The organism is Cellulomonas terrae, assembly GCF_007990265.1.
Lineage (GTDB): Bacteria > Actinomycetota > Actinomycetes > Actinomycetales > Cellulomonadaceae > Cellulomonas > Cellulomonas terrae.
The window spans coordinates 1-26,058 of the sequence record NZ_BJWH01000029.1; the positions used below are offsets into that span (position 1 = coordinate 1).

The following is a 26,058-nucleotide window of genomic DNA, read 5'->3' on the forward strand; positions in this document are numbered from 1 at the left end:
GGCGGGCCCGTGTAGGTGGTGTCGCACGAGGGGGCCGCGGCACCGGCCGCCGGTCTGGACGACGGCTTCGCGGTGGGTCGCGCCGCGGCGGCGGCCGCGGCGGCCTCGGCCTGCAGCCAGGCTTCGTGCGCGGCCGTCGCCGCGGCGTCGGCGGCGGCGAGGGCGGCGGCGCCCGCGCGCAGAGCGGTCGCGCTGTACGGACCGGTCGTCCCGGTCGCAGCCGCCGGGTCCGTGGCGGCGACCGTGGCGTCGGCCTCGGCCAGGAGGGCGGCGAGCGTCTGCCGGACCGCGTCGTCCGTGACCTTGCCCTCGGTCGTCGCGAGCGTTCCCCGCGCGTGCTCGGCCGCGGCGGCGAGCACCGTACGGGCATCGGCACGGACGGTCGCCACGTGCACCGCGGCGGCGTCGGCGGCCTGCGCCTGGAGCGCGTCGAGGTCGCGCACCTGCGCCGCGAGCGCGTCGGCCTCGCGCTCCTGCGTCGCGGCCTGCGCGGCGGCCACGCGGTCCTCGCGTTCCGTCCACGCCCACGCACCTCCGGCGCCCCCGACCACGAGGACGGCGGCGACGACGGCGACGATGCTGCGCGAGGGTCGACGGATGGCGTTCTCCAGTGCGTGCGGCGGTCTCGATCCGCCAGCAAGGGTAACCGCCACCCCGCGCCACCCGCCGCTCGCCGCCGACCACCGCCATCCGGTGGAACCGTCCTCGGCAGGCTCAAGAGGAGCGGCTGACGGGCCGATCCGCCCACATGACTGATCTGCGCCCGACGCTGTCCGACCCGGCGTCCGGCGCCCACCGCACACCGCCCGGGGTCCGGCCCCTGACCCCGGACGAGCTCGGTCACCTCGACCGCGCCCGTGCGCACCTGCGGTCCAGCGGGGCGGACCTGACGGACGCCCACGCCGTCGGCGCTCTGCTGCACGCCACCCGGACGCGCTGGGCGGCCGACCCGGGCGCGCCCGTCCCGCAGGCCATGGTCATGGCGCTCGGCGTCGGGGTGGGCGACCTGGTCGTGGCACTCGTCCCCGGCTCCCGGTGGGCCCTGCGCACCGCCGGTGCCGCACCCACGCCCGCGGTCGTGTCGCTCTCGGGCGAGGACGCCGCACTTCCGCTCGCCGACGTCGCGGCGCGCTGGCGCACCGGGTGCACCCCCGCATGGGTCGCCGAGTACGTCGCCGCGGCAGCCGCCCACCTGGCCTCGTCGGCCGCGCCCGACGTGCCGACCCCGCGGGTGCCGGCGCGCACGGCACCGGAACCCCGGGCGGACGAGCTCGCCCCGCTCCCCGCGAGCGCTGCCGACGCCTCCCCGGCGCTGCCCTCGCGGACCGCGAGGACGCTGCCGTCCCGCGCGGAGGCCGGCCTGCCGTCGCGCGCCGAGACCCCGCTCCCCTCGCGTGCGGCCGCACCCCTGCCGGGCCGGGCGACCGTGCAGGAGGCAGACGCTGCCCTCGACCGTGCCCCGCTGCCGTCCCGCCCGACCGCCGACGCGGGTCCCGCGGGGTACTTCGCGACGGCGGCGGGCGCGTTCCCGACCCCGCACGTCGTCGCTCCCGCGCCCGGCCCGCTGAGCCCGGGCCCGTCCCGCCCCGTCCACACGTCGCTCGCGTCGGCGTTCTCGAGGGCGCCCGTCGCTGCTCCCGTGCCGACGCCGCCTGCACCTCCCGTGTACCGGGTCCCGGCCGACCTGCCCTACCCGCCGTCGCGGGAGGCGCAGGACATCGCCCTCGGCGTGCTCGACCAGGCTCTCGCCATCGCGATCGCCTCCGAGGGCACCGCCGCGCCGTTCGCCGTCGTGGACGGCAGCCCGACCCAGGGCCACGAGCCTCGCCAGTTCGAGGGGAACCCCGCGCGGGCGCAGCAGGAGGCTCGTGCGTGGGTCCGCAGCACGGGTGCGGCGCGTGCGGCGGTCGCCTGGTTCGGGCAGCTGTCGGGCGAAGAGGGTGCGGCGGTGTTCGTCGAGGCGTCCGACGCGGGAGCCCGGAGCCTGGTGGTCGCGCACCGGTACAGCGCCGTGTCGTACGACGAGGGACGGACGCGACCCGCACGGCCCGTCGGCGACCCGCTGGTGCTGGGCCAGGACGTGCCCCTGCTCTGACGCCGTGGCACGGTGGCCTCGTCCGGACCACCGACCCGAGGGGCAACCATGGGCGTCCCCGTGACCGCCGTCGACCCGCACCTGCCCACCGTCACCGCCCCGCCGTCGGCGGCCGCGACGGCGTTCGACCCGGGCGCGGACGTCCGCGCCGAGCTCGACCGCCAGATCACCGCGTACGTCGAGCTGGGCGTCGCAGCGCTGCTCGGGCAGGACCCGGACACCTTCCGGGCCTGGCTCGCACCGCTGTCGGAGGTCGCGACGACGCCCACGGCACCGCCCGCGGTCGAGGGCGACGACGTGCCGTTCGTGCTGGTGCTCCCCGGCCTCGACCTCAACGACGTCGTTCCCGCGATGCGCCGCGGCACCCGGCTCGGCGTCAGCGTCATCGATCGCGACGAGGCCCCGACCTACCGACCCCTGCCGGACGTCGAGGTGCCCACCGAGCCGTACCTGCTGTGGGGCGTCGACACCGGGTCCGAGCTGTGCGACGTGCGGCCCGAGGACGCCCTGGTGACGATCACCGGCCGTGGTCGCACGCCCCTGACCATCGACGAGGGCGTCGCGCTCGTCGTCGTGCGTCCCGACATGCTCCGCCCCAACAAGTGCTTCTCCCTGCTGGCGTCGCGCACGGGCACCAACCAGCGCGTGCCGGCGGTATGGATCAGCGAGCGTCGCGCGAAGCTCGGCTGGTGCTGGGACCGCAACCCGCACACCTGGCTGGGCGCGGCGTCCGCGGCGGACCGGCTCGTGCGCGCCGACGCGTGACTAGGGTGCGAGCATGCGCTTTCGCAGCACGATCCAGCTGAGCGGGACGTCGGCGACGGGCATCCCCGTCCCACCGGAGGCGGTCGCCGCGATGGACCGCGGCGCCCGGTTCCCTGTCGTGGTGACCATCAACGGCCACTCGTACCGGAGCACGGTCACGCCGTACCGGGGCGAGACGATGCTGCCGCTGAGCGCCGAGAACCGCGCGGCCGCCGGGGTCGAGGCCGGGCAGGAGGTCGACGTCGACATCGAGCACGACGACGCCCCGCGCACGGTCGAGGTCCCCGACGACCTCGCGGCCGCCCTGTCGGGTCCCGCGCGTGCGGCGTTCGACGCGCTGTCGTTCAGCCGGCAGCGGGCCGTCGTCGAGCCGATCGAGGCGGCGAAGACGGCGGAGACGCGCGAGCGCCGGATCGCGAAGGCCGTCGCCGAGCTGGGGTAGCAGCTCCGCTCGACAGGCGGCGACGCCCGGCCCCCACTACCGTCCCGGGATGCGCAGACTGCTCGTCGCGACCCTGGTCACCGCGGTGCTGGCACTGACCGCCGGGTGCTCGTCGTGGCCTCCCGACCCGAACCCCCGCCCGGACGACGGCGGCGTCGAGCAGGCCGACGAGGACCGCGAGGAGCCGGTCCGGGTCGACCGCGGGTCGGCGGACGACGCGACGCTCTCCCTGACGGGCGACGCGTCGTCGATCACGCTCGGCACCGACGCCGCCGCGGGCGACCTGCTCGAGGTCCGCGCCACCGACCCCGACGCACGGCCCGCGGCGGAGCAGTCCGACGGCACCCACGTGGTCGCGCTGGACGGCGGCGCCGCGATCGTCCGCCTGGCCGACGACGTCGCATGGACCGTCGACCTGGCTGCCGGTGCCGACACCGTGGACGCCGACCTGAGCGCCGCGAGCGTGACAGGGGTCGTGCTCGACGGCGGCGCGCGCAGCATCGAGCTGACGCTGCCCCGCCCGGTCGGGAGCGTGCCGGTCGAGCAGCGTGCCGGCGCCGACCACCTCGTGATCCACCTCCCGGACGGCGTCGGTGCGCGCGTGACGGTCACGTCCGGGGCAGGCAGCGTGCAGGTCGACGGGACGTCCACCCCGGGGGTCGGCGCGGGCACGGTCCTGACCACCGAGGACTTCGACGAGGCCGACGACCACTACGCGGTCACCGTCGCGGGCGGTCTGGGGAACCTCACGATCGACCGGTCGTGAGGCCGGTGGTGTCGGAGATCAGGTCTGCGCGCGCACCGGGTACCACCGCGAGCCGAACCGGCGGGTCACGCTCCGCCCGCTGATGTCCGCCAGCTCGTCGAGCCGCGCGAGCACCGCCCAGCCGACGCGACGCGCCGTCTGGTCGTCGTCGGCCTGGAACCGCACTGTCACCCGCGCCTGCCCGCGCACGACGGCGACGTCGTGCGCCTCGACGGTCGTCATCGACTCGGCGACGGCGACCGCCTGCGGCAGCACGTCGGGCGCGGCGACCCCGGGCTGCAGGAGGCCGATCGCGGCGGTGACCCGGTAGGAGGGCATCGCGTCAGCTCTTGATCTCGGCCCCGCCCATGATGGCCGTCACGTGGACGATCAGCTCCGGCGCACCGTCCTGGATCGGGAGCGTCGTCTTGTCGTCCCAGCCGCCCAGCAGGGGCAGACCGCTGACGCGCACCCGCCACGTCGGGGGGACCTTCACCTCGACCCCGCCCCACAGGGCGAAGATCGCGATCTCCGCCCTGTCGACGATGTCGGCCTCGCGCAGGTCGACCTCGATGCCCCCCATGATCGCCGTCAGGCTGCCGCCCTTGAACTGCCGCGACCGAGTCTTGCGCTCCGAGCCCCACCAGATGACTGTCGAGTTGATGGTGTCCTCGTCGGACGTCCGCCGGCCGAAGCTCGTGATCAGCGACAGCCCGACCAGGATCACCGCGATGGGCCAGAGCTCCCAGAAGTTCACGTCGATGACGTCGAGCGTCCGCAGGAGGAAGAACACCCCGACCGCGATGATCACCGACGGACCCACCCAGGCTCGTGGCACCGAGATCAGCGCGGCCAGGCCCACGCCGATGATGACCAGCGGCCACCAGTCGGCGAACAGCTGGCCCAGGTTCAGGTCCACGACGTCGAGCTGGATCAGCAGCGCGACCACCCCGACCGCGACGATCACCACGCCGAGGAACACCTGCACGGGAGGGCGACGGTCCATGGTCGTCACCGTAGCGGGGTGCGGCGACGCTGGTCAGCCCCGATTCGCGCGGTCCCAGTCCTGCTGGCTCACGGTGCACGACGCGACGACGGTGCCGTTGGAGACGAGCCGGGACTCGACCGTCCAGCCCGGGCCTGCGTTCTCGAGGTCGGCGGCCTCGATCGTCACGGGGTCGAGCACGACGGTGCTGCGTGCGCCGAGCTCCTGCTCGAGCTCGGTCACCACCTGCCCGTCGGCGTCGAGGATGTCGGTCGCCACCCGGCGGTGGACCGACATCAGGTCGGTGTCGTACCAGGTCCAGCCGATGGTCAGCAGGGTCCGCGGGAGGTCCGTGCTGGGCCGGGTCAGCCACATGCGCTGGTCCACGTAGGCCGCGACCTCCCGTGAGCCCTCGACGGCCGCGGTCGCCGTCTGCACGCCCTCGACGCACGGGACCTCGGACGTCTGCACGGAGCCGGTCGTGGTCTGCGACGCCGAGAACGCCACACCGGACGCGCACAGCACGATCGCTGCGACGTTCAGCACGGCCGAGCGCCACGGCGACGGCTCCCGTCGGAACCGCGCGAACCACGGGTGCGCCGGGGGCTCGCGGGTCTGGACGGCCAGCGTCCCGACGAGGGAGTCGGCGAACGTCTGCTTGCGGACGTTCCAGATCGGTCGCAGGTAGCCGATGAGGAGGATCGCGTCGAGCAGGTGCGCCACCACCCGCATCGCCGACGCGAGGAACCCCACCGGCAGCCCGTCGGAGGCCCGCACGATCGCGACGCCCGCGACTCGCTTGCCCGGGGTGGCGCCGGTCCAGCCCTGCAGCGCGAGCATCGCGACCAGGAGCCCGACGAGCCACGGGCTGGTGAACCACGCGACCACGTCCACGCCACCGGTGGCATCGACGTCGAAGGTCGGCGTCAGCGACGGCCCCGACCCGCCCGGTCCGAGGACGATCCAGGTCGCCCCGCCGAGGATGGACCCGTCGAGGATCGCGGCGACCACGCGGCGCCACCAGGAGGCGAGGTCCGGCCCGTCGGCCGGCGGTGCGAGGTCGGTGGGCAGCACCTCCGTGTCGGTCACGGGCAGATCGTGGCAGGTCCGGCCGGGTGGTGTCCGGGGAATGACGGCGATGTCGTCCGGCAGACGTGCCACGCTCCACCGTGAGGGGCGGCTGACGACGGGCCAGACCCTCGGCTACCCGTTCTCGTTCGGGGCGACGGCGCCGAGCCGGCTGCGCAGGAAGTCGGTGACGCGGTCGGCCGACTCCTGGAGCCGGGCTGCCTGCGGCTGACGGTCGCGGTACTTGCCCGGCGCGACGGTCAGCACGGAGTGATCGAGGAACGAGAAGCCGGCCGCCGGGATCTCGTCGATCTCGACGCCCGGTCCCAGGTCCTGCACGGCCGCGCACCGCTGGTGCGGGCTGAGCGCGTCGCGGGCGAACCTCGTGCACAGGATCGCGACCTCGCCGTCCTCGAGCCGCTCGCCGATGGCCTGCGCGTCTGCGGGGGACAGACCGAGGGCGCGCCCGACGAAGGGCCGGAACGGGAGCGCCGGCTGCGCGGCGACCGCGCCGGACACTGCCGGCTCCGTGGCCATGGCGAGCGCGAAGCCACCCGTCAGGCACATGCCCACGACACCCACCCGGCCACCCCCGTGCAGCCCGGACACGTGTCGGGCGAGGTCACGCAGGGGTGCGACCACCCGGCTCGTCCGGCCGCTCCGCAGGACGTCGATCTCGCGGGAGATGCAGACCCTGACGGCGGCGCGCACCGTGCCGGCGGTCGGGGTGGGGCCGACGATGTGCGGCATCCACACGTGGAAGCCGCGGGCCGCCAGGGCCCGGCAGTAGCCGATGTACGTCGGGCTCATGCCGGAGATCTCGTGCATGACGATCACCGGAGGGTCCTGGGCGTCGCCGGTCCGGTAGACCGGCCACGTCCACGTGGCGCCGCGCGGGCGCTCCACGGGCTGGATGCCGGTCATCGGGTCGAGCGGGCCGTCGCCCTCGGCTCGCGGTGGGGTCCCCGGGACGCCGGGCACGCGCAGCTCGACGGACGGGGCCTCGCGGACAAAGTCCTGGACCATGGCGGCACCAGCCCGAGTCGGAACGATCGGCGTGATCGCGGCCATCGTTCACCGTGCGTGGCGTCGGTGTCCATCTGTCCGGTTCATCGCCGCACGTCCCCTCAGCGCGCCGGGACCTCGACCTCCACGCGTACGACGTCCCCCGTCCGTCGGAAGATCCGCTCGCTCACGTCCGCGTCGAGCGCGCCGTCGACTCCCTCGACGCGGGTGCCGTCGGCGAGGTGCGCGACCACGGTCGGTGTCGCGCCGGGGCCGGCGGTGCGCCGGTAGACGACCGGGACCTGGCAGAACGTGAACGCGAGCGAGCCCGCGGGGAGGGTCAGGGTCTGCTCGCGCTGGGTCAGGTCGTAGCAGGTGAACGTCGTCGGGGCCGTGGTCCACTCGTCGGCCCGCAGGAGCACGGGTCGCACGACGACGCGCCCGTCCTCGACGCGCAGCCCGAGCTCGCCGAGCCGGGTGAGGACCTCTTCCTTGACCTGGCCGGTCATGCCCGGCTGGCGGGCGCCCTTGCCGGCCGGGGTGTGGGAGTACGGGTCGACGGGGAACGCGCCGTACTCGCCGGGGGTCTTGCAGTAGCCCAGGCCGAGCCGGACGTCCTCGTAGGCGTCGGCGAGGCCCGCGGCGACACCCGCGTCGGCACCCTCGGCGACCGCACGCTCGTGGTTCTCCTGCACGGCGAGCAGCAGCTTGGACACCATGTGCCAGTAGATGCTGCCGAGGCCCTCGTACGCGAAGAACGAGCCCGACCGGCCGGTGAACTCGGCGTGCCGGAACACCTGCTCGAACACGTCGAGCACGGCCTGGCGACCGTCGGCGACCCCGGGGACCCGTCGGACCAGGGCGTCCAGAGCGGCGTCGAGGTCGCGCGCGTTGTGCAGCCCGGGCGCGAACCGGTGGTCTCCGCGCACGTCGCGCAGCACGACCGACGTGTCTCCGGCCGTGACGAGCGTCGCCAGCAGCGGTGCCGACGCGGCCTGCTCCGCGGTGATGAGGTTGCGCGCCAGGAACGTCGGCAGCTCGCGGTCGGGGTACAGCTGGTAGGAGTGCTGGTCCGCCCGGTACAGCGCGCTGCGCCGCAGTGCTCGGACGAGCTCCAGCGCCTCGGCGGGCGTCAGCAGGCCCGACGACAGCACCGCGACCTGCCCCTCGAGCATCTCCTGCAGACGACCGACCGCCGCCCCGTCGCGCAGGTCCAGCAGGTTGTACGAGTGGTACAGCCCGTCGTCGCGACGGTTGGCCCGCAGCGCGGCGTCGACGTACACCAGCGCGTCGGCGAGGAACGCCTGCACGGCACCCGCGGGGACCTCCGCGCGCTCGCCGCTGAACCCGGCGTACACGCGCTCGCGGTACGCGGTGCCCGCCGCGCCGAGGACGTCCATGACGGCTCGCCGGTCCTGGTCGTCGAAGCCGGCGGCGGCCTGGTCGACGTGCTCGCCGAGCGCGGCGTGCACGTCCGTCAGCAGGCTCGCGAGCTCGCTCGTCACGGTGAGGTCCTGGGCCAGCAGGTCCTGGGCCAGGGTCAGGGCGCGGCGCAGGTAGGCGAGGGTGACGACGGACAGGCCCTTGCCGACGAGCGCGTTGTTCGCGTCGTTCCACTCGGGGCGCTGGGTGTTCATCCAGATGCCGCCGTCGGGGACCAGGTTGACGACCTTCGCGAGGATCGTGAGCAGCAGCTTCTCCCCCAGCGACACGCGCACGAGGTCACCGTCGCTCCCGTGCACGAGCCGCCCGTCGGCGCCCTCCGTCGCGACGCGCCGCGCCACCCGCTCCTCGGCCTCGGTGTCGAAGGAGATCGTCGCGATCGGCTCGACGACCGTCTCGTCGTACGTCGCGATGCGGTACGGCACGTCGGCGTGCGTGAAGACGGCGCGGTCGACGAGCGCCTCCAGCCGACCGGGGTGGAACCGTCGCGACGCCTCCAGGAGCTTCACGAGGTAGATCACCTGGTGGTCGCTCCAGTAGCCGATGTTCGCCCACGGGTTCGACGGCTCGGGCACCTCCCAGTCGACGCCCGCGCGCGAGATGCGGTACGGGTTGTACCCGTCGGCCGTCGTGGCGTCCAGGAACACCGCGACCATCGACTCGACGTACTCCGGGAACGACCAGGCCAGCGCCTCCCAGTTCTGGAAGATGTCCCGCCAGTTGCCCTGGAAGTCGACGAGCGTCTCGCCGTCCTCGCCGGTCAGGGCGATCCGGAACGTGTTCCACGGGCGGCTCGGGTCGCCGTGCCGCCGGCTGAACGTGAGCGGGAGGTACTCGCGCACGAGCCGCAGCAGGTCCGGGTCCCCGGACGCGTCGGCCCGCTCGACGAGCGTGTCCACCTGCTCGGTCGCCGCGAGCGCGTCGAACCACGCCCCGGTGCGGTCCGCGGTCCGCGGGCTGCGCTGGCCGACGAACGCCCGCAGGTCCGCCGTGCGGACGGCGTACCCGTCGACGAGGACCCCGCCGCGCATGATGTTGAACAGCACGTTGGCGCGGTGGTGGGCGGTGGCGAGCTCGTCGCCCGTGACCTGCGCGGCGTCGGCGGTCCCGACGAGCCGGTCGAGGTGCGCACGCGTGCCGTCGACGTCGGCGCCGAGCGCGGCGGCGGCGGCCTCGGGGTCGGCGAGCAGGGTCTGCAGGCGGACGACGTCGGCGGCGCTCTGGTCGACGTCGGCGACGACGCTCCACCGACGCTGCTGGCCAGGCGCGAGCGTCAGGTGCGCGCGGACCAGGTAGGCACCCTTCTCGCCGCGGACCTCGTCCTCGGCGACGACGGGACGGCCGGTCGCGAAGTCGCCGACCTGCCGGACGGAGAGGAGGTGGTCGACGTCCTCGAGGCCGACCTGCCACGCGACGGTCGTCGAGAGCGACTCGCTCGGGTCGCTCTTGTCCGTGAGCGTCGAGTTCAGGTAGACGAGCCCGAGGCCAGTCTCACGGTCGACCTCGGCACGCTTGTACGCGTCGAGCAGGCTGCTGAACTCGCCCTGCGTCTGCACGGTGACGCCCGCGGGCAGCAGGTCGACGAAGCCGTCGAGGACCTCGGCCCGCAGGTGCCGGTCCGTCGTCGAGGTGACCTCCACCTCCCGCACGACGCCGAACCGCGCGGCGGTCGTCCAGGTCACCCGGACGCGCAGCCCCAGGTCGGGCCGGGTCTCCTCGAACACGAGGGTCGTGCCGAGCGGGTCCTTGAAGAGGTGGCGCTCGGCGGCCGGGTCCCCCGGCCGGCGCGGCGCGAACGGCTGCCAGAACACGGCGCCGTCGGCCGTCGCGACGCGCAGGAGCGTGAGCCCACCGGTCCGGCCGGCGCCCGCGGACACCTTGTCCTCCGTGGCGTACGGGAAGAGTGCGCGGTCGGCCTCCTCGCGCCCGGCGGTGACGCCGCCGGTGCTGGAGATGAACAGCCACAGGTCGCTCGCGCCGACGAGGGTCATGAAGAACGGCGGCAGGTCGTCGTAGGACGTGATCCGGTAGAAGCGTCGGCCGTCGAGGTCGACGAGCCCGGAGACGGGGACGTCGAGCACCTCGGACGGGGTTCCCGCGGGTGCCGGGGTGACGGTCTGCGACGCCATTGCCGATGTCCTTCGTTCTCGCGCGGGGGCCGGTCCGTGGCGGACGTGCCGGCCGCGTCGGTGCGGCCGTGGATGCGCTCCCATACATTGACACGTGTCACCATCGAACGCAACGACGCTGCGTGCGGGGACACCCGGACGCCCGTCAGGCGGTGCGGCGCTGCCCGTACCACGCCTCGTCGATGCTCCGGCGCGCCGCGACCCTCGCCCGGGTCTGGGCGACGAACCCGATCACCGCCAGCACCAGCAGCAGCAGGTACCAGACCCAGCTGGCGTCGACCGCGCTGCTGAAGCTCCCGTCCTCGAGGTCGGCGGAGTTCAGCGTGCCCACGAGGAGCATCACGCCGGCGACGACGCTGACGGCACCCGCCAGAGAGCTGGCCACCGCGAGCACCACCATCGGCATGTTGCCGACGACCGACACGATGCCGAAGATCGCCCCGAGGGCCACGCCCGACAGCACCGCCACCCAGCTCCAGTCGATCCCGAGGGCGACGACCAGCCCCGCCCCGATCGCGTAGCCGAACGCCGCCATCGCGAGGATCACGGCCACCGCGTAGTAGAGGTAGGCGAGCACCGCGAAGATCACGGCGAACACGAACCCCGTGACCCACCCGAGCGCCGTGCCGAGGAAGCTCTCGTCGGCGAGCCCGGCGAACAGCGCCGCGCCGAAGGCGAACCCGGCGAAGAAGCCCCAGATCGGGAGGACGAGCCGCAGCACGAACTGCCCCGCGAAGAGCATGACGCCGCCGGCGACGATCGCGAGGATGCCCAACAGGATGTCTGCCATGTCTGCAATGTAGGACTCGTCCCGGTCCAGCGGTGGGACGACACGGACGAGCCGTCGATCGACCGGCGCGAGCCGGTAGCGTCCGGGTGCCAGCCTCCACAGCCCGTGCACGAGGAGATCCGCATGACCCACGGCGACCAGGACGTGCCCGACGAGAGCGACGCCGGGTCGTCGATGCCCGTCGCACCGCAGTACCGCTCCGAGCCGGTCGCCGCTGCGTCGGCAGAGCGCCCGTCGTCGGTGACCCGGGCCGTGCAGCTCATGTACGTCGGCGCCGCGCTGAGCGTGGTCGGCATCGTCGTCACGTGGGCCACGACGAGCCAGCTGCGCGACCAGATCGCGGCGGCGAGCCCGACCCTGTCGTCGGACGACGTGGACTCCGCGCTGACGATCTCGCTGACGTCCGCGACGGTCGTCGGCCTGGTCGCCGTGGGCCTGTGGCTGTGGATGGCCGCCGCGAACGGCGCCGGCAGGCCGTGGGCCCGGGTGGTCGCGTCCGTCCTGGGCGGGCTCGGCGTGCTGAGTGCGGTCTTCAGCCTCATGACCGCGACGGGGATCACCGTCGCGACACAGCTGCTCTCGCTCGCGCTCGCTGTCGCGATCCTGGTGCTGCTGTGGCGCCCGGCGTCCTCCGAGTACTACCGGGCACGCTCCGCGCAGTAGGCCCCGCCGGCCTGCCCTCGGGGTGAATTCGCCCCACGACGATGGACGCTGCCCGGGCTCATCTGCTCGTATTGTCCCGAAAACGCACGATTTCAGCGTTTCTCACAGCGCACGGGCGCGCTGTCCCACAGGTCGTGCTCACGCACCGACCTGCACCAGAGTCCGGCTGTCGCCAGGGGGCGAGGAATGCCGTTCCACCGGGAGCCTGCGAGCACACCTGACGCTGCCGTCGCGGGCGCGTCGCCGATGTGCACGCACGCCACCTCCGGCCGACGGGACGGGGCAGCGGCCGCGCACACGCGCGCGCCGGGCTGACCGCCGGCTTCGTCATCCGCGGCGATCCGCGTCGGCATCGAGAGCTCCGGATCTCCGCCCTGAGTCGACATGAGCGCAGGGGGCACCTCATGAGCACACCAGGATCGGCACCGTCGGGGGACGACAGGACGTCGCCGGCGCCGCACATCCTCGAGCTCCGCATCCACGGCGTCGCGAACACCCCACCCGCGGGGATGCTGGAGGTGGGCGCGGACGAGGTGCAGCAGCTGCGGGGCGACACCCTGGGCAGCTTCTGGGGCCTCACCCCCAAGGCGTCCGCGCGGGCCCGTCGCCTGCCGAGGACGCACCAGGACCACGTCCCGGCCGACGTCCACCGCGAGGCCTACTCGTGGGGTCAGATGGCCCGCGAGTCGGCGGCGCTCCCGAAGGTGGGGACCGCCGGCCTCACGCAACGGCTGAGCCGTGCGGGCTGGCTCCTGCTGCTGCCGCTCGGCCTCGCGAACACCGCCTACTGGAGCCGACGGCTGACGACGGACGTCAGGACGTTCGCGCGCGGCGCAGGGCCGATCCGGGTGTTCGGGCTCGGGCTCACCCTCCTCGTCGTCGCCTCCGTGCTGACGGTCAGCGTCGACCTCATCGCCACGCAGTGCTTCGACGACGACGGCTCCCGGTGCTCGGCGCTGCCGAGCGTCCTCAACTCCCTCGAAGGGTTCACGTGGAGCCAGCGGCTCGCGGTGCTGTCCGTCCTCCCGCTCGCCGTCATCCTCCTGCTGCTCTGGCTCTCCGCCGGCTCGCGGGTCCGGTACGAGCAGCCGACGTCGACCGCTCTGCACGAGACGGACAGCGCGCAGGGCTGGCAGCTCGCCCAGCCGGGAACCTGGTCGCGCTGGGGCCTGACGAGCGCGATGGCGCGACTGCACTTCGCCGGCGGGCTGGCGCTCATCGTCATCACGCTCGCCGCGGCCGACGTCTGGGGCGGCTCGAGCACCTGCCGGGACCTGGGGCGGATCCTGGGCACCCCCGAGTGCCTCGCCCTCGACGGGTACGTCGGCGCCCGGCCGGTCTCGGCGTTCCTGTTCCTGCTCGGTCTCGTGGTGCTCGCGTACACCTTCAGGCTGGTCTGGGGCGCGCAGCATCGCACCATGCCGACCGAGCTGTCCGGGTGGCGTCCGCGCGCCACCATCGTCTTCGCTCTCGCCGTGGGGGCGTACCTCGTCGAGGTCGTGACGCTCTGGGGCTGGGGCCGAGCGCAGAGCCCGCACGACGGCCTCCTCGGGATGGCGTTCGTGCCCGCGACGCTGATCGCGGTGCTGCTGGCCATCGCCCTCGTCGCGACGACATGGCGCGCTGCCGCCGGATGGACGTGGCTCGCCTGGGCCGGGGTGCTCCTGCTCGCCGTGTATCCCGTGGCGGCCGTCCTCGACCGGAGCGGCAGCGAGCGGTATGCCGGGCCCCTGGCCATCGCCGGCGTCGTCGTCCTGGTGGTCTGCCTCCGACCGTGGCGCCGTCGCGGGACCCCGGAGCCCCGCGAGAGCGAGGGATGGCGGGGTGCCGCACCCGCGGTGTTCCTGGTCCTCGCGCTCGGTGCGGTCGTCGCGCTGACGAGCCTCGTGGTCGTCGCGGCCGGCGACTGGCTGAACGGCACCGCGGCCGCCCAGTGCCTCGCCGTGGACACGGCGGGCGGCGACGCGTCCGAGCTGTGCCCGGCCGAGGGTTCCGCGACGCCCGCGACCGACGCCGCTGCCGACGACCGGGCCAACCTGCTGCTGCCGCCCACCTACCCGATCGTCGCCGCCTCGACGGTGCTCGCCTTCGTCGTCACCGTGGTGCTCGGTGGAGCCACGGCGGTGTGGGCGTGGTGCGCGTGGCGGTTCGGACGCTATCCGGGCGCCAGGACCGTCGTCACGGGCGCCAGGACCGGCCTGCCCGAGAAGGAGCTCGACGACGCAGCACGGGAGGACCATGAGATCGTGCAGCCGGCGGGCACCCTCGCCGAGCTGTTCAGGCGCCCCGAGCTGGACAACGCCCGGGCCCGGACCCGGCAGGCAGCGGCGGCGGCCAAGCGTGCGGAGCTGCTGCTGGGCTGCTTCGCCTTCGGCGTCCTGGCCGCGCTCGTGCTGGCCCTGTGGTGGGTCTCCGTGCACGAGGACGTCGAGACGCCACCCGACTGGGTCACGCCGCTGATCTCGGTCGGCCTGTGGACCATCGCCCTCGTGTGGACGGCGCTCGTGCTCCGGGTCGTCACCCAGAACGCGCCGGGTCGCCCGGTCGGTCTGGTGTGGGACCTCATGTGCTTCCTCCCGCGCAGCGCACACCCGTTCGGCCCGCCGTGCTACGCCGAGCGCGCCGTCCCCGAGCTCGCGGCCCGGGTGCGCAGCTGGCTGGACGGCGACACCGGACCGGACGGCGCAGCGCGTGGCCAGGGTCCCGAGCCGGTCGTCGTCCTGTCGGCACACAGCCTCGGTGCCGTGCTCGCCGTGGCCACGATCTTCACCGAGCCTCCCGAGCGGGTGCGCGGGCGCGTCGGGCTGCTCACCTACGGCGCTCAGCTGCGCCCCTTCTTCGGCCGCTTCTTCCCCGAGCTCCTCGGACCGGACGTCCTCGGGACGGTTCCGTGCCCGGCCCCGAGGATCCGCTGGCCCGAGCCCTGGTCGCTGACCGACGAAGAGTTCCCCCCGGAGCGGGTCCCCGCCGGGCAGCAGGCCGCGAGGCCCGAGAGTCTCGTGGCACGGCTGGGCGGGGACGGGACGAGGGCGCACCTGCCCGCGTGGGTCAGCCTGTGGCGGAGCACCGACCCGCTCGGCATGCCCGTGGCGTCCGACGGCCCCAACTTCGTCGACCGCGGGGCCGAGGAGATCGACGCCACCGCCTTCGTCGCGACCGTCGGGACGCACGGCGGCTACCCCCGGACGCCCGCGTACCGCCGGGCGTTCGAGGAGGTCCTCCAGCGGGTCCGCGACGCCGACCCGACGCCGTCCGACCGCGCGGGAGGCACCGCCGCGCGCGACGCCTGAACCCGACGGCTGCCGGACCGGCCCCGCGGTGCACCCCGGACGACGGTGGCTCTGCTCTCGGCACCTGCGTCCGGGACGGCGGGGTCGTCACGAGCAGCAGCCACCCGTGCCGCACCCGCCGGAGCTGCTGACGTCGCTGAGCGCCAGGACGGCCACGGCGCCGCCGCCGGCGACCCCGGTGGCGAACCCCTGCGCGGGCACGCCGACCGGGCGGGCACGATGGGCCTCGGCCGGGACGTCCAGGCCCGCCACACCGGTCGGGGTGCCGCAGCACCCGCCGGCAGCACCGGTGTCCTGCCCGGCCGAGCTCACCGAGCAGACGCCTGTTTCCGGCAGGACCAGCTGGACCTCCTCGGCAGCGGCCCGGTCGCCGGCCAGCGCCGCGACGACCGAGCGGACCTGCTCGTTGCCGGTCGTGATGAGGAACGTCGGCGCGCGGCCGTAGGACTTCATCCCCACGACGTAGAAGCCCTCCTCGGGGTGGGCCAGGTCGCGGTGCCCGTGCGGCGGCACCGTGCCGCACGAGTGGAACGCGGGATCGATCAGCGGTCCGAGCGCCCGCGGTGCCTCGAGGCCCGGGTCGAGGTCGAGGCGCAGCTCGGCCAGCATCGCCAGGTCGGGGCGGAACCCGGTCGCGGCCGCGACGGCGTGCAGCCCGTCCAGCCGGACCTCCCCGCCCGGCGTCTGCCCGACCACCGTGACCGTGTCGTCTCCCGGCTCCAGCGCGGTGACCGAGAACCCGGTCACCAGGCGCACCGCCCCGGACTCCACCAGCGCGCGCAGGTCCGTGCCCAGCCGGCCCCGCGCCGCGAGCTCGTCCGCAGCCTGGCCGCCGTACACCTTCGACGGCGACGAGCCCCGGATCGCCCAGACGACCTCCGTGCCCGGAGCCTCGTCCGCCAGGCGCGCGAGGTTCAGCAGCGTGTTGGCTGCCGAGTGCCCGGCACCGACCACGAGCGTGCGCCGCCCGGCGAACCGCTGCCGGTCCCGGCCCAGCACGTCCGGCAGCGGCCCCACGAGGAACGCGTCGGCCTCGCGCTCCCCCGCAGCGGGCAGCCCGGACCCGCCCAGCGGGTTGCGCCCGGACCAGGTGCCGGAGGCGTCGATGACCGCCCACGCCCGGACGTCGACGAGGTGGCCGTCGCGATCCCGGACGCGCACCAGGAACGGTCGGTCGGCGCGCCCGATGCTGCGGGTCTTGTCCAGCCCGTCCCGCGACACCGCCACGACCCGCTGACCGAACCGGACCTGCTGCGCGAACAGCGCCCCGAGCGGACGCAGGTAGTGCTCGACGAGCTCGGCACCGTTCGGCGGGACCGGGGTCGTCGGCCGCGTCCACCCCGTCGGGGCGAGGAGCTTCTCCGCCGTCGGGTCGGCGATGTACTGCCACGGGGTGAAGGTGCGGATGTGCCCCCACTGCGACACCGCCGCGCCGACGTCGTCACCGGCCTCGAGGACGACGAACGGCAGCCCGCGGTCCGCGAGGTGCGCCGCGGCGGCGAGGCCGGTCGGGCCGGCGCCGATGACGACGACGGGCAGGTCACCGGCGGGTGCGGTGGTGGTGGTCATCGTGATGCTCCTCCTGGGTGGTCACGCCGGCCTCAGCGTTCCATCGACAGTCGTCGATATGTTGCTGGTGACTGTACTCAGACATCGACAGATGTCAATATGTGCGAGCAGCCGACGTCGACGCGCCGCCGACGCGGACGGCTCAGGCCGTGACGGCTGCGGGGTCGGGTTCGCGACGCCCGACGCCTTCGTGGGCGTCCCGGGCGGCGAACCAGAAGAAGACGAGCGCCAGCAGCCCTGTGAGGAGCGACAGGGCGCCCAGGGGGTTCGACCCGCCCGCCTCGCCGATCATGAACACCGAGAAGTCCCATGCACCGTGCAGCACCATCGCCCAGACCAGTGACCCGGTGACGCGGCGCAGGATGTAGAACGTCAGGCCCAGGAGGAACGCTTGCCCGACCTGCGGGAGCGTGTCGGCGACCGACTGGCCCAGGAAGATGTTGATGCCGTGCATGAGCCCGAAGCACAGGCTCGAGATCAGGGCGGCCCACACCTCCGCGACGCTGCCGCGCAGCCCGACGAGCAGCAGCCCGCGCGTCGTCAGCTCCTCGGCGAAGCCGACGAACACCCCGAGGGCTAGAGCCGCGAGGATGAAGTCCATGGTCGCCGCCGACCAGGTGATGCCCGCGAGGTTGCCGATCAGCGCGATCACGAACAGCGCCGGGGCGATGACCGTCCACTTCGCCTTCGTCGTGCGACGCTCGCGCAGGGCCGGCCGCCACCAGCCGAGCCACGTCGTGACCAGTGCCAGGACGACGGCGCCGACGACCAGGGACAGCACAGCCCCGCGCCACAGGTTCGACGGGGAGTCACCGAACTCGGTGTAGCCGATGCCGCTGGTCTTCTGCAGCACCACGATCACGACGATGTACAGGACCCACACCGCCAGACCGATCCATGCCCGAGGCTGCACCCGCATCCGTCGTCCCCCCGCTCACGCGTCGACCCGGTCAAGGTCTGACCAGCCTGGCAGGCGTTCACCGTCGCCGCACGCCAGCACGGCGCTGGTGTTCGCGGCCGTCTCGTCCGTGGTCAGGGAACCTGCGCGCGGTGCTTCTCGCGAGCGATCGAGACGACGAGCGGGATGCTCAGGACGCCCAGCAGAGTCAGCGACATCGCCCCCCACACCGGCGGATTCCCGTTGCTCGTGTCGGAGTAGCCGGCGGCGTAGAGCGCGAAGTCGGCCAGGAAGTGCAGGGTGATGGCCAGCCACAGGGCACCCGCGGCTCGTCGGACGGCGTAGTAGATCGCGCCGAGGAACGACGTGACCGCGACCTGCACGAGGGTGGGCCCGAGCGGCGCCCCGTGGACCAGGTTCAGCGCATGCATCGCGCCGAACACGACGCAGGTCAGGAAGAACGCGGGCAGCTCCGACCACGAGCCGCGGGCACCGGTGAGCAGGACCCCGCGCAGAGCGAGCTCCTCGGTGAGCCCGACGAGGAACGTGCCGACCGCCAGGACGAGCAGGTAGGTCGGAGCCTGCCCCCAGTCGACCTGACTGAGGTTCCCCGCGATGACCACCAGGTAGACCGCAGGGAAGGCCCACCACCACCGCGGCACCCGCCTGCGCGGCGCCTCGCGCCACACCGACGCCCACCACCCCGACCACCGCACGAAGACCAGCAGCAGGACGGCGATGATCGACAGCGGCAGGACGTGCGTCCGCAGGAACCCCAGCGTCGGGTCGTCGATGTCACCGTCCCCACCACCGGGCAGCAGGTCATCGATCGTGATGAGGGCCGCGTAGGCGACGACCACGGCCAGACCGGTCAGAACGGTCGGCCTGAGCCGAGGACGTCGTGCGGGAACCGGCTCGTCGGTCTCCGGAACGTCGATCGCCTCGCTGCCCATACGAGCATGCAACACGACGAGGGCTCGTGTCGCTCCTTCACCGTGCGTCCGGGCGTCCGGGCGCAGCGAGCCACCGGGCGCTAGTCGGTTCGTGCACGGGCCGATGACGGTTCCCATCCGCCCTCGTCCCGGATCGCTCGCATGATCCGCCGACTGATCTCGCGCACCTGCCGCGCCTGGGCCTGGGTCAGCGGGTCGAGGATCAGCCGGTGCACGGTGCGCACATGGCCCGGGGTGGCCTGGTCGAACTTCTCCACCCCGAGGTCGGTGAGAGTGGCCAGCGTGTAGCGCCCGTCCGTGGCGTCCGCCGCACGACGCACCCACCCCTTCGCCTCGAGTCGCGCCACCGCACGCGAGAGTCGGGACAGCGAGCTGTTGGCATAGCCGGCCAGGACGCTCATCCGGAGGGTGCGGTCGTCGGCGTCGGCGAGCGCGAACAGGATGCCGTACTCGAAGTGCGTCAGCTCGGCGTCGCGCTGCAGCTGGGCGTCGAGAGCGGCCGGCAGCCACTCCAGCACCGTGGCCAGGGACGCCCAGGTCTGGAGGTCCTCGGCACTGAAGGTCGCGGGGGGGCTGGGGTCCGACATGGCTGCAGCGTACGGGAGCGACGAGGTCAACACCGGCGACGCTCACTTGCTCAGGAAAGTCCTCCCCGCTATCTTTCACTTGACTAGGAAAGTAAAACGAGACGTCGCAACACAACCAAGGTGGCTCATGGATCTGCAGCTGAAGGGAAAGCGGGCCTTCGTCAGCGGCTCGACGCAAGGGATCGGGTACGCGATCGCACGGGCACTGCTCGCCGAGGGCGCCTCGGTGGTCATCAACGGACGAAGCCCCAGCAGGGCTCAGCACGCCGCGCAGCAGCTCGAGCTCGAGGTACCCGGGGCCGACGTCTCGGCGATCGCGGCGGACTTCGAGCACCCGGCACAGGTCCGGCAGCTCCTGGACGACCTGGGTGCCGTCGACATCCTGGTGAACAACGTCGGCGTGTTCGAGCTCAAGGCGTTCGACGAGATCTCGGACGGCGACTGGCAGCGCTACTTCGACGTCAACGTCATGAGCGGGGTCCGGCTCTCTCGGCACCTCCTTCGCGGCATGCTCGCCCAGGGGTGGGGACGCATCATCTTCGTGAGCAGCGAGTCAGGTGTGAGCGTCCCGGCCGAGATGGTGCACTACGGGCTGACGAAGGCGGGGATGCTCGCACTCGGCAACGGACTCGCGAAGCTCACGCGGGGGACCGACGTGACGGTGAACACGATCCTCGGCGGACCCACCTTCTCCGACGGCGTCGCCTCCACCGTCTCCCGGTTGGCGGAGGCGCAGAACTTGGACGCGCTCGCCCTCAAGGCCGCCATCGCCGCCGGGAACCCGACGTCGCTGCTCCAGCGATTCATCGAGCCCGACGAGATCGCGAACCTCGCGCTCTACCTCGCAAGTCCGGTGTCGTCGGCGACGAACGGTGCAGCCCTGCGCGCCGACGGGGGCGTCCTGACGACGCTGACCTGAGGGTCAGCCCCGGGCTGTCAGGACCACCCGCCACGAGCCGTCGGCCTCCCGCACCCCCACCCGGTAGGAGGCGTCCCGCACGTCCAGATCCAGCGCGGCCTCCTCCTCGCCGCACCGCCAGAGCGACCGGGCGGTCGTCCCGTCGAACTCCCAGCTCGGGGAGCCGGCGAACGCCGGGTGCTCCCGCCGGAGGCGTACGGCGGCCAGGACGTCCCGGACGACCGGTCGGCGCAGCTCGTCGGCGATCTCGGCGTCGGTGTACCGGTGCCGGTTGACGTCGCGGCCCACGCCGGTCTCGCCCAGCAGGTCGAGGTCGTTGGTGCCGGCCAGGAGTCCGACGTAGTAGACCTGCGGGATCCCGGGCATGAAGAGCTGGATGAGCCGGGCCAGCGCGTAGCGGTCGTCGTCGCGGGCGAGGGCGTCGTAGAACGTGCAGTTGACCTGGTAGAGGTCGAGGTTGGACGCGGCCGCACCGGTCGCCAGCCGGCTGCCGCCCCCGCTGTTGCGATGGATGGTCTCGACCAGCGTGTCGATCTGCGCGGGCTCGAGGATGCCGGGCTCGCCCGCGCCCCCGGGGCCGACGTCGATGATCCCGATGCCGTCGTGCGTGTCGAGCACGGTGACGGCGTTGCGGGGCCGGATGTCGTACCAGTGCGCCAGCGGCGCCAGGTCGCCCGCGGTCAGGGCGTGCAGGACCAGGGGCGGCAGCGCGAAGTCGTAGACCAGGTCCACCTGCGCGGCGACCGCGATCTGCTCGGTGTGGTGCCCGTGCACCTCGACCAGCACCTGCGCGCCGCGGGCGTGCGCGTGGTCGCTGATGCGCCGCATGACGTCGAACGCCTGCGGGGTCATGAAGCACGACGTGCCGGCCACCTTGCCCACGTACCCGACCGCGTCGAGCCGCAGGAGCGTCACCCCGGCGTCGACCAGGTGGTCGATCACCGACGTCACGTAGTCCCACGCCGTCGGGTCCCGCAGGTCGAGGTCCACCTGGTCGGGCGTGAACGTGGTCCACACCAGGCGCTGCCGGCCGCCCAGCCGCATCGCGGTGAACGGCAGGCCCGGCCGCGGCCGGTAGATGCGGGCCAGGTCCTCCTCGGTCGCCCCGTCCGGGAAGATCGACGACAGCGTGAGGAACATCGGCGCGGACGGCGAGGCGTCGCCGCGCTCGCGGACGTCGAGGAACGCCGCCGACCGGGCGGAGACGTGGTTGACGATGACGTCGGCCATCACGGCGCGGTCGTCGGCCAGCGCCCGGACGCCGTCCCAGCCGCCGAGGCGGGGGTCGACCGCGGTGTGGTCGTCGGGGTCGAACCCCGCGTCGGTGCCGTCGAACGGCGTGAAGAACGGCAGCAGGTGCACCCCGTCGAACGCGCCCGCCAACGGGCCGTCCAGGAGCGCCCGAAGTCCGCGGAGGTCACCGCCGAGCCGGTCGGCGTAGGCGATCAGGTGCGGGCCGTGGCTCACAGCGGCGAGCCCAGCACGCGCCGCAGCCACCGGGTCCGCGCCTCGCGGGAGTCGCGCGACAGCGTGGCGTGCGGCGCGAGAAACTCGAACCCGTGGCACCCGCCCGGCCAGACGTGCAGCTCCGCACGCCCGCCCGAGCGCCAGATGGCGTGCGCGTAGGCCACGACCTCGTCGCGGAACGTCTCCGCCGAGCCGACGTCGAGGTACGTCGGCGGCAGTCCGGTGAGGTCGTCGGCCCGCGCGGGAGAGGCGGTCGGCGGCACGTCCGGTCCGCCGGCGGTGCCGGGCAGGTACGCCGCCCAGGCGGTCGCATTGGCGGTGCGGTCCCACGCGCCCGTGCCGGCCATCTGGTGCGACGACAGGCTGTCGTTACGGTCGTCGAGCATGGGGCAGACGAGCATCTGCGCCGCGATGGCCGGGCCGCCGCGCTCGCGCGCGAGCAGCGCGGTGGCCGCGGCCAGCCCGCCCCCCGCGCTCACGCCGGCGACGACCACCCGGTCCGGGTCGATGCCCAGCTCGGCGGCGTTCTGGACCAGCCAGACGAGCGCCGCGTAGGAGTCCTCGACCGCCGCGGGGTAGGGGTCCTCGGGGGCCAGCCGGTACCGGACCGACGCCACCGCGCCGCCCACGGTGGAGGCCACCTCCGCGGCGGCCGCGACGTCGTCGTACATCGTGCCGACCACCATGCCGCCACCGTGCAGGTGGAAGACGAGCGGAACAGGTCCGTCGGCGGTGACCGGACGCAGGAGCAGCAGGTCGACATCGGGGTCGCCGGGGACGGTGTGCGTGGTGAGGCCGTACCGCCCGCCGAGCGTGAGGGTGTCGTGGGCCGGGACCATGGCCAACTCCCGCAGGACCTCGATGGTCTCGGGGCCCATCGACGTCACGACGTCCGCGCGGTGGGTGACCAGGGCGTCGGCGATCTCCGGGTCGAACGGGGGCCTGCGCAGCTCGACCGCGCTCACCCCTTCACCGACCCCTGCAACAGCGCGGTGACGAACTGGCGCTGGAACACCAGGAACAGGATCAGGGTGGGCGTGAGGATCAGCAGCGACCCCGCGCACAGCAGCGGGATGTCCGTGCCCCACTGCCCCTGGAACGCCCCGAGGGCACCGGCCATCGTCCGCTGGGTGGGGTCGTCGACGAGCACGACCGCGAGCAGGAACTGGTTCCACGTCCACAGGAACATGAGGATGGCGAGCGAGCTCAGGGCAGGCATGGACAGCGGGACGTGGATGCGCCAGAAGAGCTGCCACGTCGTGGCGCCGTCGATCCGCGCGGCCTCCGACATGTCCTCGGGCATGTTGATGAAGTGCGCCCGCATCCAGAAGACGGCGAACGGCATGAACAGCGCGATGAGCGGCAGGATGATCGCCCACCGGGTGTTGAGCAGGCCCAGGTCCCGGACCTGGTAGTAGAGCGGAACGATGATGCCCTCGAACGGCAGGGTCAGGCCGAGCAGGAACACCAGGAAGATGACCTTGCCGCCCGGCGGGCGCAGGTGCCCGAGCGCGAACCCGGCCATGGTCCCGATCAGCAGCGCGATCGGCACCACCCCGAGCTCGATGAGCAGGCTCGACGTGAGCAGCTTGCCCATCTGCGCGGACTGGAACGCCTCAGCGAAGTTGCCCCAGTGCGGGTCCTCGGGCCACGACAGGCCCGCGGGATAGGTGCCCGGGGGGTGCAGCGCGGTGACGAACAGACTGATGAAGGGCGCGATCGTGATGAGCATGAGGACGACCAGCAGGACGCGGCCGAGCCAGCGCTCGCGGGTGGAGACGATCACGGGTCACCGCTCCCGTGTCAGGCGCTGCATGGGCAGCACGACGGCGAGCACGAGGAGCATGAGCACCACGGCCAAGGCCGACGCGGTGCCGATCTCGCGCTGGAAGAAGGCGAGGTAGTAGATCTCCAGACCGGGCACGAGGGTGCTGTTGCCCGGCCCGCCCTGGGTCGAGATGTAGACGATGTCGAAGCTCGCCAGGGCGGCGATCACGGTGACCGTGACGCACACCCCGATCTCCTGGCGCAGGCTCGGCAGGGTGATGGAGAAGAACTCGCGGAACGGGCCGGCACCGTCGATCCGGGCGGCCTCGTAGAGCGAGGGGTCGATCTTCGTCATGCCCGCCAGCAGCAGGAGCATGCACAGGCCGAACAGCACCCAGGCACCGATGACGCCCACCGCGGGAAGGGCCGTGTCGAAGTCGCCGAGCCAGGCGCGGGTCAGCGAGCCCAGCCCGACGGCGCGCAGGAGCTGGTTGACCAGACCGTCCGTCGACAGCAGCCAGCTCCACATGATGCCGGCGGCGACGAGCGGGATGATCTGCGGCAGGAACAGCACCGTGCGCGACGCCATGGCCATGCGGCTGGTCGCGAACTTGCGGATCGTCGCCGCGGCCGCCAGGCCGAGGGTCACCGGGATGATGCTGAAGAACAGGATCAGCTCGAAGGCGTTGACGATCGAGCCGGCGAGCTCGTCCTCCCGGAAGACCTCGAGGTAGTTGTCGAACCCCACGAAGGTCGCGGCCGTGACCCCGTTCCAGTCGTAGAACGAGTACTGGATCGTCGAGGCGATCGACTTCAGGACGAACACCGAGTAGAACGCAGCCGCGGGGAGCACGAGAGCCAACGCGACCCACCCACGGCGCAGGCGCCGCGCTCGCAGAGCGCGGCGCCTGCCCTCGAGACTCGAGGAGTCGTGGTCGGTCGCCCCGCGACCGCCCGGCGTCGTCTGCCGGATCAGTCGCTGGTCTGTCATGGTGCTACCCGATCTCGCTCTCGTAGTCGGCCTGCACAGCCGGGAGGAGGTCCTCGGCGGCAAGCTCGCCGGCGACCATCTTCTGGAGGTTCGGCGTCCAGCTCTTGGCGTAGATCGATCCGGTCGCGTTGGCGATGAAGTCCATCGCCCCGTTGTCCTCACCGATCGTGGCACCCGCCGCGAGCGTCTGGGCGGTCACGGTGTCCGGGTCGACCTCCGGCATGAACGCGTCCGCCGGTCCCATGGGCCGCGAGCCACCGATCTCGACGCCGATCGTGCGCGCCTCCTCGTTGGTCGCCGCCCAGTCGAGGAAGAACGCCGCACAGTCCGGGTTCGCCGCGCTGGCCGAGATGCCGTAGGTCAGCGGTGCGGACATCGCCGCCTGCGGCCCGCCCTCGGTGGCCGAGGGCATGAGGAAGAACCCGACGTTGCCGGCCATCTGGGTGTCCAGGTTCCCGGACTCCCAGTCGCCGTCGAAGATGAACGTGCTCTGCCCGCCGATGAACCGGCTCATCATCATCGAGTAGTCCATCGAGTTGATGTCCTCGGCGAAGTAGCCGGCGTCGATCCACTTCTCCAGGTGCTGCGCGGCCTGGAGGTTGGTGTCGGTGTCGATCGTGGCGCCGTCCTTCTGGAAGATCCAGTCGTTGATCGGCGTCGCCTCCCCGTAGGAGGTCATGAGGTTCTGCAGCGGGAACGCGAGCCCACCGGTCGCGCCACCGTTGAACTGCGCGATCGGGACCAGGCCTGCGTCCTTGGCGGCCTGCAGGTAGGAGTCGAACTCCTCGAGCGTGGCGGGCGCCTCGGTCATGCCGATCTGCGCCGCCTGCTGCTTGTTGTAGAAGACGCCCGTCATCGACGAGTTCAGGCCCATCGCGTACAGCGGACCACTGCCGCGCCGACCCTCGTCGTCCACCCGCATCTGCTCGAGCTGCGTGGCCGGCCACTGGTCCCAGCCGAAGGCCTCGGCGTACCCGTCGAGGTTCAGCAGCAGACCGTCCTCGGCCAGCTCCGACACCTGCGGCAGGCGCATGAGGTCCGGCGGGTCGTCCGCCAGCACGCGCGGGGCGTTCTGGGTGATCACCGCGAACTGGTCCTCGCGGACGTTGAACGTGACGTTGGGGTACTGCGCCGTGAACTCGTCCATGAGCGCCTTCGGGAGCGGGAACCCCGTCTCGATGTACGCCTCCAGCGTCACGGGGTCCTCACCGCAGGTCGGTGCCTCACCCGCCGCCGCCGATCCTGTCGATCCCTGCGTCGGCGTGGTGCTGCCGCTGCCTGGTGCGCTGCATGCCGATGCGGTCGCGAGGCCGCCGATCACCAACGCCACCGTGACGGCCCTGCGTCGAGTCCATCCACCCGGTCGAGACACCGATGTCTCCCTTCGTCGAGCGGGGTTCCGGTCGGGCCCCGTTGCCCGGCACGCCGGCACTGCTAATCCGGCTTAGCAAGCGCTAGTCTCGGCAGGCGACAACGCAGTGTCAAGC

The 26,058-nt window shown here is 73.0% G+C and carries 22 protein-coding genes and 1 pseudogene; 7 read left to right on the plus strand and 16 right to left on the minus strand.

The features are described from left to right. Positions 1-653: pseudogene (locus CTE05_RS18565) on the minus strand (M15 family metallopeptidase); the annotation flags it as partial. 95 nt (positions 654-748) lie between these two features. On the opposite strand from CTE05_RS18565, the gene CTE05_RS18570 reads away from it, so the two are divergent. The 4 genes from CTE05_RS18570 to CTE05_RS18585 are packed head-to-tail and all read left to right on the plus strand — an operon-like array spanning position 749 to position 4,068. After that, positions 749-2,095 carry a hypothetical protein gene (locus tag CTE05_RS18570; protein WP_146847786.1) on the plus strand — a complete coding sequence of 449 codons (1,347 nt, stop codon included), beginning with the start codon at positions 749-751 and terminating at the stop codon, positions 2,093-2,095. 48 nt (positions 2,096-2,143) lie between these two features. Further along, positions 2,144-2,860, plus strand: coding sequence for a DUF5701 family protein (locus CTE05_RS18575; protein ID WP_222595518.1), 717 nt, complete (start codon positions 2,144-2,146; stop codon positions 2,858-2,860). A gap of 13 nt (positions 2,861-2,873) precedes the next feature. Continuing rightward, entirely contained in the window at positions 2,874-3,302 is a 429-nt protein-coding gene (locus tag CTE05_RS18580; protein ID WP_146847787.1) for a YdeI/OmpD-associated family protein, read from the plus strand. 49 nt (positions 3,303-3,351) lie between these two features. After that, entirely contained in the window at positions 3,352-4,068 is a 717-nt protein-coding gene (locus CTE05_RS18585; RefSeq protein WP_146847788.1) for a hypothetical protein, read from the plus strand. Between the two features lie 18 nt (positions 4,069-4,086). Here CTE05_RS18585 and CTE05_RS18590 read toward each other — a convergent pair whose 3' ends face one another. From CTE05_RS18590 to CTE05_RS18615, 6 genes are all read right to left on the minus strand, one after another. Further along, the gene (locus CTE05_RS18590) at positions 4,087-4,386 is read right to left on the minus strand and encodes a hypothetical protein (RefSeq protein WP_146847789.1); all 300 of its coding nucleotides are present in this window, start codon (positions 4,384-4,386) and stop codon (positions 4,087-4,089) included. A gap of 4 nt (positions 4,387-4,390) precedes the next feature. Further along, a complete protein-coding gene (locus CTE05_RS18595; RefSeq protein ID WP_146847790.1) occupies positions 4,391-5,053 on the minus strand; it encodes a LiaI-LiaF-like domain-containing protein in 663 nt (220 codons plus the stop codon). Between the two features lie 33 nt (positions 5,054-5,086). Further along, positions 5,087-6,121 carry an RDD family protein gene (locus CTE05_RS18600; protein WP_186814939.1) on the minus strand — a complete coding sequence of 345 codons (1,035 nt, stop codon included), beginning with the start codon at positions 6,119-6,121 and terminating at the stop codon, positions 5,087-5,089. A 114-nt stretch (positions 6,122-6,235) separates the two neighbouring features. Next, a complete protein-coding gene (locus tag CTE05_RS18605) occupies positions 6,236-7,126 on the minus strand; it encodes a dienelactone hydrolase family protein (protein ID WP_146847792.1) in 891 nt (296 codons plus the stop codon). 101 nt (positions 7,127-7,227) lie between these two features. Continuing rightward, entirely contained in the window at positions 7,228-10,677 is a 3,450-nt protein-coding gene (locus tag CTE05_RS18610) for a 1,3-beta-D-glucan phosphorylase, GH149 family (RefSeq protein WP_146847793.1), read from the minus strand. 145 nt (positions 10,678-10,822) lie between these two features. After that, complete coding sequence (locus tag CTE05_RS18615; RefSeq protein ID WP_146847794.1) at positions 10,823-11,467, minus strand: DUF4203 domain-containing protein; 645 nt, start codon at positions 11,465-11,467, stop codon at positions 10,823-10,825. A gap of 123 nt (positions 11,468-11,590) precedes the next feature. Between CTE05_RS18615 and CTE05_RS18620 the strand changes: the two genes are divergently transcribed. Further along, positions 11,591-12,130 carry a hypothetical protein gene (locus tag CTE05_RS18620; protein WP_146847795.1) on the plus strand — a complete coding sequence of 180 codons (540 nt, stop codon included), beginning with the start codon at positions 11,591-11,593 and terminating at the stop codon, positions 12,128-12,130. A gap of 404 nt (positions 12,131-12,534) precedes the next feature. Continuing rightward, positions 12,535-15,420: a hypothetical protein gene (locus CTE05_RS18625; protein ID WP_146847796.1), complete on the plus strand. Its 2,886-nt coding sequence runs from the start codon at positions 12,535-12,537 to the stop codon at positions 15,418-15,420. Between the two features lie 87 nt (positions 15,421-15,507). Here CTE05_RS18625 and CTE05_RS18630 read toward each other — a convergent pair whose 3' ends face one another. The 4 genes from CTE05_RS18630 to CTE05_RS18645 form a co-directional block, all read right to left on the minus strand. Further along, positions 15,508-16,989 carry an FAD-dependent oxidoreductase gene (locus CTE05_RS18630; RefSeq protein ID WP_146847797.1) on the minus strand — a complete coding sequence of 494 codons (1,482 nt, stop codon included), beginning with the start codon at positions 16,987-16,989 and terminating at the stop codon, positions 15,508-15,510. Between the two features lie 142 nt (positions 16,990-17,131). Further along, the gene (locus tag CTE05_RS18635; RefSeq protein ID WP_146847798.1) at positions 17,132-17,908 is read right to left on the minus strand and encodes a CPBP family intramembrane glutamic endopeptidase; all 777 of its coding nucleotides are present in this window, start codon (positions 17,906-17,908) and stop codon (positions 17,132-17,134) included. A gap of 113 nt (positions 17,909-18,021) precedes the next feature. Beyond that, positions 18,022-18,840, minus strand: coding sequence for a CPBP family intramembrane glutamic endopeptidase (locus CTE05_RS18640; protein WP_186814940.1), 819 nt, complete (start codon positions 18,838-18,840; stop codon positions 18,022-18,024). Between the two features lie 80 nt (positions 18,841-18,920). After that, a complete protein-coding gene (locus tag CTE05_RS18645; protein WP_146847800.1) occupies positions 18,921-19,427 on the minus strand; it encodes a MarR family winged helix-turn-helix transcriptional regulator in 507 nt (168 codons plus the stop codon). A 127-nt stretch (positions 19,428-19,554) separates the two neighbouring features. Here CTE05_RS18645 and CTE05_RS18650 point away from each other — a divergent pair, with 127 nt between their 5' ends. After that, positions 19,555-20,346: an SDR family NAD(P)-dependent oxidoreductase gene (locus CTE05_RS18650; protein WP_146847801.1), complete on the plus strand. Its 792-nt coding sequence runs from the start codon at positions 19,555-19,557 to the stop codon at positions 20,344-20,346. Positions 20,347-20,349: 3 nt separating this feature from the next. Here CTE05_RS18650 and gtfA read toward each other — a convergent pair whose 3' ends face one another. From gtfA to CTE05_RS18675, 5 genes are read right to left on the minus strand one after another with little or no spacing between them, the layout of a single operon-like run. Beyond that, positions 20,350-21,813, minus strand: coding sequence for a sucrose phosphorylase (gtfA, locus tag CTE05_RS18655; protein WP_146847802.1), 1,464 nt, complete (start codon positions 21,811-21,813; stop codon positions 20,350-20,352). Continuing rightward, positions 21,810-22,778, minus strand: a complete 969-nt coding sequence (locus CTE05_RS18660; RefSeq protein WP_246123752.1) for an alpha/beta hydrolase — start codon at positions 22,776-22,778, stop codon at positions 21,810-21,812. Before CTE05_RS18660 ends, gtfA begins: the two co-directional genes overlap by 4 nt. Continuing rightward, a complete protein-coding gene (locus CTE05_RS18665) occupies positions 22,775-23,599 on the minus strand; it encodes a carbohydrate ABC transporter permease (RefSeq protein WP_146847803.1) in 825 nt (274 codons plus the stop codon). Before CTE05_RS18665 ends, CTE05_RS18660 begins: the two co-directional genes overlap by 4 nt. Before the next feature lie 3 nt (positions 23,600-23,602). Continuing rightward, positions 23,603-24,571: a carbohydrate ABC transporter permease gene (locus CTE05_RS18670; RefSeq protein ID WP_146847804.1), complete on the minus strand. Its 969-nt coding sequence runs from the start codon at positions 24,569-24,571 to the stop codon at positions 23,603-23,605. A 4-nt stretch (positions 24,572-24,575) separates the two neighbouring features. Beyond that, the gene (locus CTE05_RS18675; RefSeq protein WP_246123753.1) at positions 24,576-25,769 is read right to left on the minus strand and encodes an ABC transporter substrate-binding protein; all 1,194 of its coding nucleotides are present in this window, start codon (positions 25,767-25,769) and stop codon (positions 24,576-24,578) included. Positions 25,770-26,058: the final 289 nt, after the last annotated feature.

Coding starts and splice junctions, on each gene's coding strand:
- CTE05_RS18570 (WP_146847786.1), top strand. CDS start 749: ATGACTGATCTGCGCCCGACGCTGTCCGACCCGGCGTCCGGCGCCCAC.
- CTE05_RS18575 (WP_222595518.1), top strand. CDS start 2,144: ATGGGCGTCCCCGTGACCGCCGTCGACCCGCACCTGCCCACCGTCACC.
- CTE05_RS18580 (WP_146847787.1), top strand. CDS start 2,874: ATGCGCTTTCGCAGCACGATCCAGCTGAGCGGGACGTCGGCGACGGGC.
- CTE05_RS18585 (WP_146847788.1), top strand. CDS start 3,352: ATGCGCAGACTGCTCGTCGCGACCCTGGTCACCGCGGTGCTGGCACTG.
- CTE05_RS18590 (WP_146847789.1), bottom strand. CDS start 4,386: ATGCCCTCCTACCGGGTCACCGCCGCGATCGGCCTCCTGCAGCCCGGG.
- CTE05_RS18595 (WP_146847790.1), bottom strand. CDS start 5,053: ATGGACCGTCGCCCTCCCGTGCAGGTGTTCCTCGGCGTGGTGATCGTC.
- CTE05_RS18605 (WP_146847792.1), bottom strand. CDS start 7,126: ATGGTCCAGGACTTTGTCCGCGAGGCCCCGTCCGTCGAGCTGCGCGTG.
- CTE05_RS18610 (WP_146847793.1), bottom strand. CDS start 10,677: ATGGCGTCGCAGACCGTCACCCCGGCACCCGCGGGAACCCCGTCCGAG.
- CTE05_RS18615 (WP_146847794.1), bottom strand. CDS start 11,467: ATGGCAGACATCCTGTTGGGCATCCTCGCGATCGTCGCCGGCGGCGTC.
- CTE05_RS18620 (WP_146847795.1), top strand. CDS start 11,591: ATGACCCACGGCGACCAGGACGTGCCCGACGAGAGCGACGCCGGGTCG.
- CTE05_RS18625 (WP_146847796.1), top strand. CDS start 12,535: ATGAGCACACCAGGATCGGCACCGTCGGGGGACGACAGGACGTCGCCG.
- CTE05_RS18630 (WP_146847797.1), bottom strand. CDS start 16,989: ATGACCACCACCACCGCACCCGCCGGTGACCTGCCCGTCGTCGTCATC.
- CTE05_RS18635 (WP_146847798.1), bottom strand. CDS start 17,908: ATGCGGGTGCAGCCTCGGGCATGGATCGGTCTGGCGGTGTGGGTCCTG.
- CTE05_RS18640 (WP_186814940.1), bottom strand. CDS start 18,840: ATGGGCAGCGAGGCGATCGACGTTCCGGAGACCGACGAGCCGGTTCCC.
- CTE05_RS18645 (WP_146847800.1), bottom strand. CDS start 19,427: ATGTCGGACCCCAGCCCCCCCGCGACCTTCAGTGCCGAGGACCTCCAG.
- CTE05_RS18650 (WP_146847801.1), top strand. CDS start 19,555: ATGGATCTGCAGCTGAAGGGAAAGCGGGCCTTCGTCAGCGGCTCGACG.
- CTE05_RS18670 (WP_146847804.1), bottom strand. CDS start 24,571: ATGACAGACCAGCGACTGATCCGGCAGACGACGCCGGGCGGTCGCGGG.